The sequence below is a fragment of the Streptomyces sp. NPDC090442 genome (genome assembly GCF_044769405.1).
Taxonomy (GTDB): Bacteria; Actinomycetota; Actinomycetes; order Streptomycetales; family Streptomycetaceae; genus Streptomyces.
In genome coordinates this window covers 127,980-140,890 of record NZ_JBIVXW010000004.1, presented here as the reverse complement: position 1 = coordinate 140,890, position 12,911 = coordinate 127,980, and the positions used below count along the sequence as shown (strand labels likewise).

General features: G+C 67.7%; 10 protein-coding genes. 6 read left to right on the top strand and 4 right to left on the bottom strand.

Annotated elements, in window-relative coordinates; all coding sequences use genetic code 11:
* Positions 1-25 precede the first annotated feature (25 nt).
* Positions 26-271, top strand: coding sequence for a hypothetical protein (locus ACIQU6_RS04980; RefSeq protein ID WP_403480225.1), 246 nt, complete (start codon positions 26-28; stop codon positions 269-271).
* Positions 272-616: 345 nt separating this feature from the next.
* Here the strand turns inward: ACIQU6_RS04980 and ACIQU6_RS04975 are convergent, their stop codons facing one another.
* The gene (locus ACIQU6_RS04975) at positions 617-1,030 is read right to left on the bottom strand and encodes a PaaI family thioesterase (RefSeq protein ID WP_403480224.1); all 414 of its coding nucleotides are present in this window, start codon (positions 1,028-1,030) and stop codon (positions 617-619) included.
* Positions 1,031-1,467: 437 nt separating this feature from the next.
* Positions 1,468-1,872 carry a hypothetical protein gene (locus ACIQU6_RS04970; RefSeq protein ID WP_403480223.1) on the bottom strand — a complete coding sequence of 135 codons (405 nt, stop codon included), beginning with the start codon at positions 1,870-1,872 and terminating at the stop codon, positions 1,468-1,470.
* A gap of 1,246 nt (positions 1,873-3,118) precedes the next feature.
* Here ACIQU6_RS04970 and ACIQU6_RS04965 point away from each other — a divergent pair.
* The gene (locus tag ACIQU6_RS04965) at positions 3,119-4,234 is read left to right on the top strand and encodes a cytochrome P450 (RefSeq protein WP_403480222.1); all 1,116 of its coding nucleotides are present in this window, start codon (positions 3,119-3,121) and stop codon (positions 4,232-4,234) included.
* Positions 4,235-4,254: 20 nt separating this feature from the next.
* Positions 4,255-5,478: a cytochrome P450 gene (locus tag ACIQU6_RS04960; protein WP_403480221.1), complete on the top strand. Its 1,224-nt coding sequence runs from the start codon at positions 4,255-4,257 to the stop codon at positions 5,476-5,478.
* Between the two features lie 182 nt (positions 5,479-5,660).
* Here the strand turns inward: ACIQU6_RS04960 and ACIQU6_RS04955 are convergent, their stop codons facing one another.
* Positions 5,661-6,374 carry a GntR family transcriptional regulator gene (locus ACIQU6_RS04955; protein ID WP_403480220.1) on the bottom strand — a complete coding sequence of 238 codons (714 nt, stop codon included), beginning with the start codon at positions 6,372-6,374 and terminating at the stop codon, positions 5,661-5,663.
* 257 nt (positions 6,375-6,631) lie between these two features.
* Positions 6,632-7,462 carry an alpha/beta fold hydrolase gene (locus tag ACIQU6_RS04950; RefSeq protein ID WP_403480219.1) on the bottom strand — a complete coding sequence of 277 codons (831 nt, stop codon included), beginning with the start codon at positions 7,460-7,462 and terminating at the stop codon, positions 6,632-6,634.
* A 340-nt stretch (positions 7,463-7,802) separates the two neighbouring features.
* Between ACIQU6_RS04950 and ACIQU6_RS04945 the strand changes: the two genes are divergently transcribed.
* The 3 genes from ACIQU6_RS04945 to ACIQU6_RS04935 all read left to right on the top strand — a co-directional run bounded on the left by ACIQU6_RS04945 (position 7,803) and on the right by ACIQU6_RS04935 (position 12,822).
* Positions 7,803-8,831 carry a hypothetical protein gene (locus tag ACIQU6_RS04945; RefSeq protein WP_403480218.1) on the top strand — a complete coding sequence of 343 codons (1,029 nt, stop codon included), beginning with the start codon at positions 7,803-7,805 and terminating at the stop codon, positions 8,829-8,831.
* A 584-nt stretch (positions 8,832-9,415) separates the two neighbouring features.
* Positions 9,416-11,320 carry a serine/threonine-protein kinase gene (locus ACIQU6_RS04940; protein ID WP_403480217.1) on the top strand — a complete coding sequence of 635 codons (1,905 nt, stop codon included), beginning with the start codon at positions 9,416-9,418 and terminating at the stop codon, positions 11,318-11,320.
* A gap of 326 nt (positions 11,321-11,646) precedes the next feature.
* Positions 11,647-12,822, top strand: coding sequence for a methyltransferase domain-containing protein (locus ACIQU6_RS04935; RefSeq protein WP_403480216.1), 1,176 nt, complete (start codon positions 11,647-11,649; stop codon positions 12,820-12,822).
* Positions 12,823-12,911: the final 89 nt, after the last annotated feature.

Here is a 12,911-nt window from a genome sequence, read left to right as displayed (position 1 = left end):
CCCCTGCCCCTGCGAGGTGTTCCAGGTGGAGATCCTTCGGAAAGTGCTCGACCGCCCGATCGACATCGACGACGTGCCGCTGGACGTGGCGCAGCAGCAACTGATCGCAGGCGGCCGTGCCCCGGAGTTCGCGAAGGTGGCGATGCGCGGCCAACGGCACATCGCCGAGGGAGGAAACGCCCGGCTCACCGACGACGTGCATACCGTCCTCGGCCGTACGGCGCGCACCTACGCGAGCTGGGCCGACGGTCACCGGGCCGCGTTCGACTGAGCCAGGCATGCAGCATGACCAACCGCGGTGCGGGGGCCGACGGTTGCCGGTTCGGCCCAAGGGCGAGCGCGAACCGGCAACCAACAGCCTGGGTGCAACGGCCAGGCCGTGTCCCGCCAGGCCACCACGCTGCCGAAGGTCCGGCCAGCCCAACTGCGCCTCGTGGGAATCCAGTTGGCAACGCATGTCGCACAGATGGTGGCGCGGTTCGTGCAGCGTGTGCACGGCGAGCCAGCGCAGCGAGCGTTCCTCGCGCTCGGGGTAGGTGTACACCAGGAGCCCGCATTCTCCGCGGTGGCCTGTTTCGGCCGGATGTCGGTTGGCTGGTGACGGGCAACGCGTAAGTCAGCTCAACAGCGCGTACACCGTGGAGGCGCGGGCCGCGGGCTCGTGGTCTCCGTCGGCCGTCATGGTGATATCGGCGAACGCCATGCGCTTGCCGAGCTTGGAGATCCTGGCGTCGATCAGGGTGTCCGCGCCGGTCACCGCGCGCTGGAAGGTGGTCGACTGCTGGACCGTCGTCATGGGGACGAACGCGCCGCGGGCGGCCGATACGGCGATGACGGTGGCTGTATCGGCGGCGGCCATCAGGGCCTGGCCGGACAGAGCGCCACCCTCGCGGGCGAGGCGGGGGGACCAGGGTAGGCGTAGGACGGCGTGGAGGTGGCCCGTCTCGACGACGGTCAGGCCGAGGTCGAGGACCCAGGGGGCGAAGTTGTCGGCGAGGATCTTATCGGCGTCGGCCGGCGTCAGCGTCATGTACCGATGGTGAGGGCGTGCAAGCCTGATGTCCACGACGCGTGCGGGCCGAAGCGACGCTCGCTAGACAGTGGTCGCCGTCGACAGGTGCAATTACGCGAAGTTCCCCACACCTTGGAGACCGCCCGGGAACAGCCAAGGAACGTCGTTCGGGGCGCCGACCTCGGCCTTACCGCGGCGAGTCGCGACAAGCTCGCGGACCGGGATGGCCAGCGGCATCGGGAGAACGGCCGGCGAGGTCCCGGGGGTGAGGGCGACGATGGCCCCGTCCGTGTGTGTGGGCGGGCACCGAGATCTGGGTGTCCGCCCACACCCTCGACTGCGCCTTTCATGTCACCGACCAGCGCATGGGCTGGCTCAAGGTCACTGCCCCCAACAAGACACGAGTCCGTCCGCACGAGGAGGCCAGCTTCCGTGGCCATCGTGCCGCCTTCTGCTCACGTGCGCCCGCTCGGCGTGCGGTGTCTGCTGACGGTGACGAAGCCAACCGCCGCGCCCAACGCCGCCACTGCCTCTGCGACGGCGGACGCCGTCTTCTCCGGATACCACACAGGCTCATACATGTTGGGCAGCGGTCCCAGGGAGCCCACGTCCACGTACCGGTACAGGAGCACCGCGCCGAGCGCTGCTGCCGCCACCAGGAAAGCGAACGCCCACACCCAACGGTTCCGCCCGCGCACCAGCACCAGGACGGCCGCGAGCGCCGCCGCCGCTCCCTGGATGCGGAACAGTGTCCCTTGGCTGATGCCGGTACCGATCGCGTCGTAGGCATCCGCGAGGTCGATATGGACGTAGGCGTCAACGGCGAGCCCAGCAGCGGTGAGCACCCGTAGCAACCACATCTCACACCCCCGGTAACGTCGTCACCGGCAGCCAACGCACCCTGTTCGCAGGAGGCCGGCTGCCACGTCTTTCATCACGTCACTTCACTACGGCCGAGCCGTGCATGAACGGGTGGACGTCGCAGCCACAACTGACCGTGCTGGCGGAGTTGAACGTGAAGTTGAAGGAATCACCCCTGAGCACCGGCGAATTCGGGCCGCCCGAGCCAGTCACCGTGTGCGCAGCCCCATCCTGATGGACCCAGGTCACCGTGGTGCCCTTGCGGACCGTCAGGGTTGAAGGCGAGAACGCGACGCCGGCCAGTCGACCGAGGAATCCGCAACTTAACTACGTGTCATGGCGTTGGACCGATCCAACTCTGGGCGAGTCGATACACGTCCCGCGCGGATGCGGGTCGCGCATCCGGACGTATCCGACGATACTCTGCACATCCCCGGTGCGTACAGGGGCTGTTGGGGCCTCGACGCTGCGACCGGACGCGACAACACGCTTCATAAGCGCCGCATCACGACAGCACATCCGCGCAGTGTTCCGGCGGTACCGCAACCAGGCCATCTTGCCTGGCCGCTCGCTTGCACACTTTCCGCAGCGCAGTCACCGGTGCACGGAAGGTAGCGGGAGCGCCGCCCCAGAGGCATCGTCCACGACCGCCCACGGAGCGCGTATAGCATTATTTGAAAGTTGTGGCAACATGGGACGTGTGGCATTTAGTGCTGCCGAGAACTTCCTTGTCGAACCCTTGGCCGGGAAGGCTCAGATAGGCGAGAGGAGTTCATCATGATCGCCAAACTGCTCGGCAAGCTGTCCTTCACCCGCCACTACGGCGCGTACGGGGTCGGGTGGGATGCGTACACCGGCGCCGACCGGGTGTGATCGCACCGCCGCCGGGCGCCCTCGGACACCCGGCGGCTCCCAGCCACACTGCCGACGATATCGACCTGGACAGGTACGAGAGTCGGGGACGATCTCATGGGCCGGACGAATAAGCCGCCGCGGCTGCACGGGGGCAGCTTCGCGGCCTGGAGCCGCGACCGGCTCGCAGTGGCGCGCCGCGGCGCTGACGAGTGCGGGGACGTCTGGCAACTGGAGCCCGGTGTCTATGTAGCCGCTGCGGCCGGGCCATGCGAAGCAGTCCTACGCCGCGCGCAGGACTTCCGCCAGGCATCCCCACCTCTCTTCCCGCCGTTGAAGCGGTCGAGCCGAGCACCGACATCTGAGGAGCGTGCACACGCGCACGCCGCCCGCATGCGCGGTCTACGCGCGCAGGCGGTCGCGGCCCGGACCGGTGAGATTGCACTCGGAGCCGCTCGATTCGCTGACCAGTGGCCCACAGACGAGGACGTCGAGGTCCTGCCCCTGGTCCGAAACGCCCTGGCAGAGATCGGCGTGCACTACGTCTACTCCGAAGACGCTCCCACCCTGCTGCCCTTCGCCACACGGCTCTTCCTGGCCCGGGAGGTACTCGAACGCCCCTCACGCTGGGTATGGCCGCGTCGGATCCCCACCCCGGCACGACGGTTTCGCACACGGCAGCAAGTCGCCTTCACCAACGCGTTGCGCCCGATCGTCCGCAGGCGCCGTTCATCGGGCCAGCTCGGTGACGACATGCTGGGACAGATGCTCCAGCCCTCCCCCCGCTACGGCCTCCTGACAGAAGAGGCCATCCTCGACACTCTCCCCGGGATCACCGTCGCCACCTTCGAAACGCCTTCCCGGGCAGCCGGCTGGATCCTGCTCCACCTGGCCTGGTATCCCCAGGCAGCAGGTCGCGTCGCGGCCGAAGCAGACGTGCTGCCCGCGGACCCGGCCGCGACAACCAGCACCCACCTCGACAGTCTGCGATACACCCAGGCACTCGTACGCGAGGTGCTCCGACTCCACCCCCCGAGCTGGCTACTGGTCCGGCGCGCCACGCGACAGACCCAGCTCGCCGACTACTCCATCGACGCCGGGTCCACCGTTCTCGTCTGCCCCTACACCGCCCACCGCGACGCACGGGAACACTCCGAGCCGGACCGGTTCCGGCCCGAACGCTGGCTCGATGACTCGGGCTCGCCGACGAAACCCGGGGTCTTCCTGTCCTTCGGTACCGGGCCGCATGGCTGCGAGGGAGCCGCACTGGCCATGGCGATGCTGACGCTCCTGACCGCGCAGATCGCCCGCTGTTACCAATTGAGCGAGCCCCCCGGACCACAACCCAGCTACCAGGTCACGACCTTCGGAGGTCTCGCAACGGTCGGCCTGCGCCTGCGTGCCACCCCGCGCGGCTCGGACAGTGCCGCTTTCAGCGGCAGGTCCCGCCGGCCCGGCGGCTGGCCTCGGCGTGGCGGGACTGGCCCCGCCGCAGCCCGTCTCCGATGACCCCACGAGGAGCCCTACGCATGTCCACGGAGACCCTGCTGGAGCGGATCATCGACTACGTGAACCGCGCCAACCCCTATCCGCTCTACGCCGAGCTCCGCGAGAACGGAGTGTCCCGGCAGAACGACGGCAGCTACCTGGTGGGCACGTACCACGAGATCGCCGCGCTGCTGCACAACCCGCGGATCAGCTCGGACCTCCGCAACCGCACCGAACCGAACGAGGCACTGGCCCGCCCGGACGGTCTGTCACCGGCCTTCATCCGCGTGGACGACCCGGAGCACGACCGGCTCCGCCGTCTGACGATGCGCCCGTTCGGCCCGCCGCACTCCCCAGGCCGGGTCGACGCCCTGCACGACGACATCGAGGAAATCGCCCGGGAACTGATCGACGGGTTCCGCGGCAGGGAACGGATCGACCTCGTCGACGACTTCGCCTACCCGCTGCCGGTCACGGTCATCTGCCGGCTGCTGGGCGTCCCCCAGGAGAACATGCCGCAACTGCGTACCTGGACAAACGCCGTCATCGAATCCCCCGACCGCTCCCCGGGCGACGACCCGGCCGGACAACACGCGGGCATGGACGCCCGGTCGGCAATGGCCAACTACATGGGCGAACTGGCCGCCGAGCGGGCCCACCACCCCTCGGACGACATGATCTCCGAGCTGGTCCACGACGAGGGCCCCGAAGGACGGCTCACCAGACCGGAGTTGATGACGACGCTGGTGCTCCTGATGATCGCGGGGCACGAGACCACGATCAATCTGATCACCAACGGGATGCTCACCCTGCTGCGCCACCCGGAGGAACTGGCGCGGCTGCGCCGGGAACCGGAGCTGATGCCGTCGGCGGTGGAGGAACTGCTGCGGTACGAGCCGCCGGTGCAGATGCTGCCGCAGCGCACCCCGCTGACCGATATCGAGATCGGCGGCACCGCCATCCCCAAGGGCGCACCGCTGTTCCTGATCCTCGCCTCCGGCAACCGGGACCCGCTGCGGTTCGAGAACCCCGACCACTTCGACCCGGCCCGCCGCGACAACCAGCACTTCGGCTTCGGCAGCGGCATCCACAACTGCTTCGGCGCACCGCTCGCCCGTATCGAGGCCCAGGTCGCGCTGACCGCGCTGCTCGACCACCTGGACGATCCCCAACTAGCCGAGGACCCTCCCCCCTACCGCCACAGCCCGATCCTGCGCGGGCCGCAGCATCTGCTCCTCGTGCGGACGACGGGCGCCGCTCCGTGAGGCTGAGACCGCTCAGCCGGAGGACCTGGCCGGCCCCGCCCACGGCACCGTCAATCTGCCGCTGCACGTGGCCTGTTAGGGCCGCCTCTCCTACGGCCTGGAGCAGTCGCGCTCCCTTATGGCCCCAGCCATACGTGCACCGCAAGGCAGGGGACTTCCCGGCCCAGGGCTTTCCCTGGGCCTCAGGAGACTTGGATGCTGGCCTCGGTGATCGATGAACTGGACATGAGCGTGTCGGTGATCTGCTCTTGCGAGGACCGTGCCCGAGCCTCCATGGCCGTGCGGGCCGCAGCAGGATCGCGCTTCCGGATGGCATCCAGAATCGCCTGTCGCTCATGTGCGGCCGACGCAGAGAAGGGCAGCGACTTCAAGGTGATCCGCAGGATACGTTCCAGTTCGTCGAAGACCCGAGTGATCGACTGCGCCAGCATGTCATTACCGCACCTGTTGGCGATGATCGTGTCGAACTCCAGGTTGGCACGGAGGAATGCGTCGATACTCTCCGCGTTGCCCAACTCGTAGCTGACTTCGAGGAGTTCTTCCATTCGGACGAGATCGTCGGCCGAGCAGCCGAGCCTGGCTGTGAGGCCGGCGGCTTCGGTTTCCAACAGTTGCCGGAACGCGCAGAGTTCCCGTGCCCCCTTCAAGGTCACAGGCAGGATGCGGTATCCCGAGCGTGGTAGTGCCTGGACCAGTCCGTCGCGCTGCAGCCGAGTCAGGGCTTCCCTCACCGGCATCGCACCGGCACCCGCCAGGTGTGACAGTTCCGACTTGGTGACATGGGCGCCTGGCTCCAGCTCAAGTTCGATGATCCGCCGCTTGATCGCAAGGTACGCACGATCGGTGGCGTTCGAGCCGGCATGGTCTGCGCTGAGAATGGCAGGCAGATACTTCACGTGCCCATCCTAAGGACTTGATATCTCAGTGAGAAGCCCTTGGATCCTAGCGGCCGATGGGCAGGGGGAGGAAATCCCTACTCGCCAACGGCCCCCTCGCCAACGGCCCCCGCGCCCCTTGGCGCAGCGGCCTGTTGCCGCTGCTCTTCTGCCTTGCCTAGCCCCCAGTGTCGATACTTTCTTCAGTCGACGTCGTGGGTACGCGATCGAATCGGTCGGTCTGAGGGTGGCAAGACATCGGAGCCCAGAGCAGACGATCAGGTCGCGGTCGTCGTCTGCGTGACGAAGGTGTCTGCGATCTGCGCAACCCACTCCGGATTCTCCAGCGGTGGGTAATGTCCGATGCCAGGCACCCGCAGCAGTTGTGCCACCGAGCCCATTTCCGCGACCGTGTCATCGACCAACTGATCTTGCACGAAGAAGTCGTCGGTGCCCTGCACAAGCAGGACCGGGCACCGCACATCGCCGAGCCGGCCGCGCAGATCATGGGAAGCCCACGCCTGACCGTCGAGCTGCCCAGCCTGCTGGGAAGTGCTGCGCTGAAGCCATCGAAGCTCGACCTCCTGCCCGGGTGTCAGCTTCTTGCTCGCCGAGGCAACCGCCGCGTACTCAAGGTGGTCCGTCCAGCCGGCATCGGGTGCGCTCGTCCGACCTGCCAGCAACGCAGCAGCCTCGGCCGACAGCGGTGTCCACGACGCTGCCTGCATCGCGACGACCCCTCGATAGCTGTCTCCATGGTGAGCGGCCAGATCCAGTGCCGTCAGGCCTCCGACGGAGGCGCCGAGTACGAACGGAGAGATCCCAGGCAGCACCGTGCGCACGAACGCGTGCACGAACTCGGCGTGGTCGTGAATGGAAGCCCCCGGCTGCCACTGCGCCGGGTAAGAACGGCAGTGTCCGGGAAGATCGGGGGCGATCGCGCGATATCCGCGTTCGGCGAGCAACGGCAGAAGGTACCGGTAGACCCGAGAGTCGGTGGCCCCCGGGTGGATACACACGATCGGGATGCCTTCCCCGGCCTCGTCGAAGTAGGTGCGCGCGCCGTTGACCGCGACGTAGCGGCCCGTGATCGGTTCGAAGATCGTCATTTCTCAAGTCCTTGCTGGCCACGTACAGAGATCTTTAGCCGCGGGGTAGCGGCCTGGCGCCAGTATCCTTGCGAGATCCCAGTAAAGCAATCTGAGATCTCAGCGCGCGCTTCTCCAGGGCGAGGACGGCTTGGAGCAGTGACGTGAGGTGGTTGGGGCTGCAGCCGGGCCACGAACCTGCCTGGAGCACCTTGAACCCTCAGCAACCGCCCACAAGTTGACCGGGCGAGCCGTCACCAAAGATCGAGGTAGCACAGCCCTGCCTGGGCCCCAGGGTCGCCCGCACCCGTTGGCGGACGCTCTTATATTTCGCTAAGAACGTTTCTCTAGCGTCCCGTTCATGATGACGCAACGTGGTGTAGTCGGATCTGTTGTCCTCACGGCGGTCGCCCTGACGTCCGCCGTCGGGGTCGCTGCTGCGGCTCCCGACCCCGCCAAGGCCGCCGCCTCCGTATCCCACGGCAAGGTGACGGACAACCTGTACATGTCGCTCGGCGATTTCGAAGATGCCACGTCCGGCGAGAATCCGAAGGTCAAGGCCATGATTGACCGTAAGGACATCGGGGGCGTGCAGGTGGTGGTGCCATGGAAGGCCCTTGAGGGGAAGAAGGGGGAGTACAAGTGGTCGCGACTGGACAATGCCCTCAAGTACCTCCAGGAACGCCACAAGAAGCTGTTCGTCCAGGTTCAGGACCGGTTCTTCGACGTAGCCATGAAGGACGCCAACGTCCCCCAGTACGTGAAGGACGAGGGCGGACTCGCGCCGACGGTCGATGAGAACCCCGACAACCCCACCACCCACGGGGCCATGGTCGCGCAGTGGAACAAGGGCGTGCGAGCCGACTTCCAGGCCATGCTGAAGGCGATGGCGGAGAAGTTCGACGGCAGGCTCGCCGGCGTGAACCTTCCGGAGACCGCGGTCGAGGTGGACACCAAGACGGATCACACCAAGTACACCTCGAAGTCCTACATCGACGCCGAGATCGACAACATGCGTTTCGGTAAGAAGGTCTTCGCCAAGACGCAGTTCATCCAGTACATCAACTTCCTGCCGGACGACGACGACCACAAGCGCATGAAGGAAATGTTCGACGTCGCCAGGGACAAGAAGATCGGCATCGGAGGCCCGGACACCCTGCCGGACCGGCCGTACCAGATGGAGAACTCCTACAAGTTCCTCCACGAGTACAAGGACTCCCTCCCCCTCGTCGCGATGGCCGTCCAGGAACCCGACATCAACGCCAAGGACCCCAAGACCGGCAAGCCGTACACCCGCGAGCGGTTCACGAGCTTCGCTCACGACTACCTCGGGGCACGCCAGATGTTCTGGACCACCGAGGCGGACTGGCTGCAAAAGCCTGCGGCATAGGGCGGTCGTGAAGGTCTACCTTCGACTGCCGCGGGCGCAGGACTACCGTGCTGAGCAAGTCCCGCCCAATGGCCGGGGCGCCACCCGCGGTTGGGAGCGCCCCGCCCCTGTCGGCGTCGGCTGAACGGTGACCCAGTCTGGGCGCCTGAGTTCCAGTGCTTGTCGCAACACCCTTGATGATGAGAGGCGTGCTGATGGGAAGACGGGGGCGGAAGCGTCGGCTTGAGCTGGAGAAGATCGGAACGGCCGGTCGCAGAGCGGCCGGCCGTTCCTGGACACACGAAGGCGGGCACTGGCGCTACGCCTCCTGCTGACGACCGGCCGACCGCGCCCCACCAAGGGCACGTCCTGGCACGCGACTTGAAGCACCACCGGCTCCACAACCCAACACATCCGCATCCTCCCGACCAGGGAGGCGACCAAGCATGGCAGCCCTACGACACCACCCAACACAGCACAACCAGGCCCTCCAAGGGCAGGGCTGTGACTCTGCCTCCCGCAAGGTGAACTGAGGCCGCTGGACACGCCTGTTGCTTCGGCAGGTTCCGGTGTGCCCACCGGATGACCCGGTCTATCGTGCTCCTGTGGACCACTTGACCATCGAAGACCCGACCCACATAGGCCCATACCGCCTCATCGCCCGCCTCGGCGCCGGCGGTATGGGGCTCGTCTACCTCGCCCGGTCGGACGGGGGACGGACCGTCGCGGTCAAGGTCGTGCAGGCCGAATTCGCCCAGCACCACGAATTCCGCAAGCGGTTCGCGCGCGAGGTCACCGCGGCGAGGCGGGTCGGCGGGGCCTGGACAGCCGGGGTCCTCGACGCCGATACCGACGCGCAGACACCCTGGGTCGCGACGCAGTACGTTCCCGGGCCCGACCTGCACACCGTCGTGGCCGAGCGGCACGGGCCGTTGCCCGAACACTCGGTCAGGGTCCTCGCCAACCGACTCGCGCTCGCGCTGCAGGTCATCCACGAGGCGGGCCTCGTCCACCGCGACCTCAAGCCGTCCAACGTCCTGGTCACCGTCGACGGGCCGCGCGTCATCGACTTCGGCATCGCCCGTGCGCTCGACAGCATCAGCGGAGACAGTCTCCAGACCCGCACCGGCATGGTGATCGGCTCCCCCGGCTTCATGTCGCCGGAGCAGGTCCGCGGACTCCAAGTCACCGCTGCCTCCGATGTGTTCTGCCTCGGCTCGGTCCTCGCCTACGCGGCCACCGGACGCCAGCCCTTCGGCGCGACCGGCAACGGTCTGCACGCCCAGCTGTTCCGGGTCGCGGAGGAGGAACCAGACCTGGACGGGCTGCCCGAACCGCTCCTCGGACTCGTACGGGAATGCCTGCACAAGGACCCGGCGCAACGCCCCACGCCGGAACAGGTCGCCGCCCGCACCACCACGCAAGACACCACCGAGTGGCTGCCGGGCGCACTGCTCGGCCAACTCGGGCGACATGCGGCACAGTTGCTGGACTTCGACCCGCTGCGCCCGCATACGGCCATCGTGCCGGGCCCAGGCGCTGCTCCGCCGCACGCCCAGGCGGCACCCGCGCCCACACCCCAGCCCGAGCAATCAGCCTCCGCACCTCAGCCCGTTCACGCGCCCGCCGCACCCCCGCCGGACGCACTCGCGTACGCGCCCACAGTCGGGCCGGGATACGACGAGGCCGCGCGCGCCCCGGAGCGACGGCGTCCCCGGGCCCGCATGGTGGTCGCGTCGGCCGTCGCCCTCCTCGCCGCCGTGGGAGCGGGACTGCTCGCGCCCTTCTCGTCGCAGGGCGACGAGAAGGGCCCCACGTCCACTCCCGTACCGAGCGCGTTCCGCGGTCGCTGGGTGGGCTTCGGCCAACCGCTGATGGCCTCCGGGGAAACGGGACCGTCGCACGCCCGGCTGGTGATCACGAAGAAGGGCGCCGAGGTGGCCCTCATGGACAACCGGACGCTGTGCGTCTGGGACGCCGTGATCACCAAGGTCGATGAGCAGTCCCTCACGCTCGACACGGGCAAACTCAAGACCACCGCCCCCAGCAACGGCACGGAGGGCTGCCTGCAGCAACCCACGGGCACGCTCACCAGGTTGGGCGGGACACTCAGGTGGGGCGGCGACATCTTCGAGCAGAGCCCGCGCACCAACGCCGAGGGCGGCGTACCGGACGCCTACCGGACCTGGTGGAACGGCCTGGCACCGAACGGCACCACTGTCGAGCTCGGGATCGGTTACGAACGCACCCGACACGCGGTCGAGATCAACCGCCTGAGCAGCACCAAACAGCGATGCCGGTACTCGGCCGAGGCGTTCGCCGAGTACCAGGGAAGGCTTCTCATCGGTCCCGGCAATAAGGAACCCGGCTCATCCGCACCGAGCTGCGCCGTCAGCTCCCCCGAGTTCACTCTCGACACAAAGGGCGAGGAGGCGGGCCACATGCAGATGAACACCGTCGGCATGGCCAGCGCCGCAGAGTGGTTCATCAGCCTGACCCGCAAGAGCTGATGAGTTTCTGAGAAGCGCCATTCAGGAGTCGTAAGACACCGATGTCAGAGGGCGTCTGCGCTGCCGGAGTTGTGCATCTTGCCGAAGATGGGAGCACCCGCGGTCACGGGCCGCCTTTACGCCCTTTCAGACGGTAGACGCCGACCGTTATCGTGTCCGGCGTCATCGTCGACGAAGGGGATGCGTCATGGGGTGGGGTACCGGCAAGGGGTCAACGGGCGAGGGAAGCGGCGGCCACCGCGGGGACAAGGACCCTGGCAAGGACAAGCCCTCGGATGACACCGCCCAACCCAAGTCGGGGCCGAAGCACAAGAAGGCCTGACACGATGACCACCACGGAGGCCGAGGAACTGGCCGCGGTCCGGACCCTGCTCACCGCGATCGCCGACGAGAACGGTGAGCTGCCAGAACCCTGGGCCTCGGCCATCGCCACCGTGCGGCGGCACGAGTTCCTGCCCCGAGTGCTCTGGCAATGGGATGGCGACCGCTACGTTCGCATCGACGCCGAGGAGCAGCCGACGCAGTGGCGTGCTACCGCGTACGCGAACACCTCGGTGGTGACTCAGGTCAATGATGGCAAGCCGGTCGAGGACGGGGAGAAGGTCTTCCCGTCCTCGTCGGCCTCGGCGCCGGCGATCGTCGCCCGCATGCTGGGCATCCTCAACGCCCGCCGCGGGGAACGGGTGTTGGAGGTGGGGGCGGGGACCGGCTGGAACGCCGCCCTGATGGCTCACGTTGTGGGCCCGCAGAACGTCACCACCGTGGAGGTGGACGCAGAGGCCGCCGGGCAGGCCGCGGTCTCCCTGGAGCGCCTGGCCCCCGGCGCCCGGGTGGTGGTGGGCGATGGCCTGCTCGGTGCCCCCGCCGGCGCACCCTACGACCGCATCGTGGTGACGTGTTCCCTCAACCACGTCCCCGAAGCCCTGCTGGAACAGACCCGGCCCGGTGGCACGATCCTCACTCCGTGGTCCAGGCCCTGGTGCAACTACGGCCTGCTCCACCTGACCGTCCGCGACGACGGCAGCGCTCAAGGCCGCTTCCACCCCTACGCCGACTTCATGCCCGCACGCGGGCAACGCCTCGACCTGCGGATCTTCCGCGACGTCGTCGCCGACCACCACCAGCCCACCGAATCCCGGACCAGCGTGGCACCGGACGCGGTCGCCGGCGACGAGGACTTCGCCGCCCAGTTCGCGCTCGCCCTGTGCCTGCCGGACCTGTGGTTCGCGTGGCACGAGAACCCCGCCGTCGAAGGAGTCGTCCGCCGGCTCTGGGTCGCCACCGTCGACACCACGTCCTGGGCCGCCATCGACGAAATGGAGGACGGGGGCGACATGTTCACCGTCTGGCAGCACGGGCCGCGCCGGTTGTGGGGCGAGGTCGAAGCCGCCTGGGCCTGGTACACCGCTCATGGGCGCCCGGGCCCCGGCCGCTTCGGGATGACCATCGACGCTGACGGCACACATCAACCGTGGCTCGATAGCCCAGGTACGCCGCTTTGAACGGCATGGGACACCAAGCCGCCTGGTGCAGGGTCAGGCGGCCAAGCCAGGGGCCCGGGTGGGGTTCTGGGACCAGGGGTCCTTCTTCT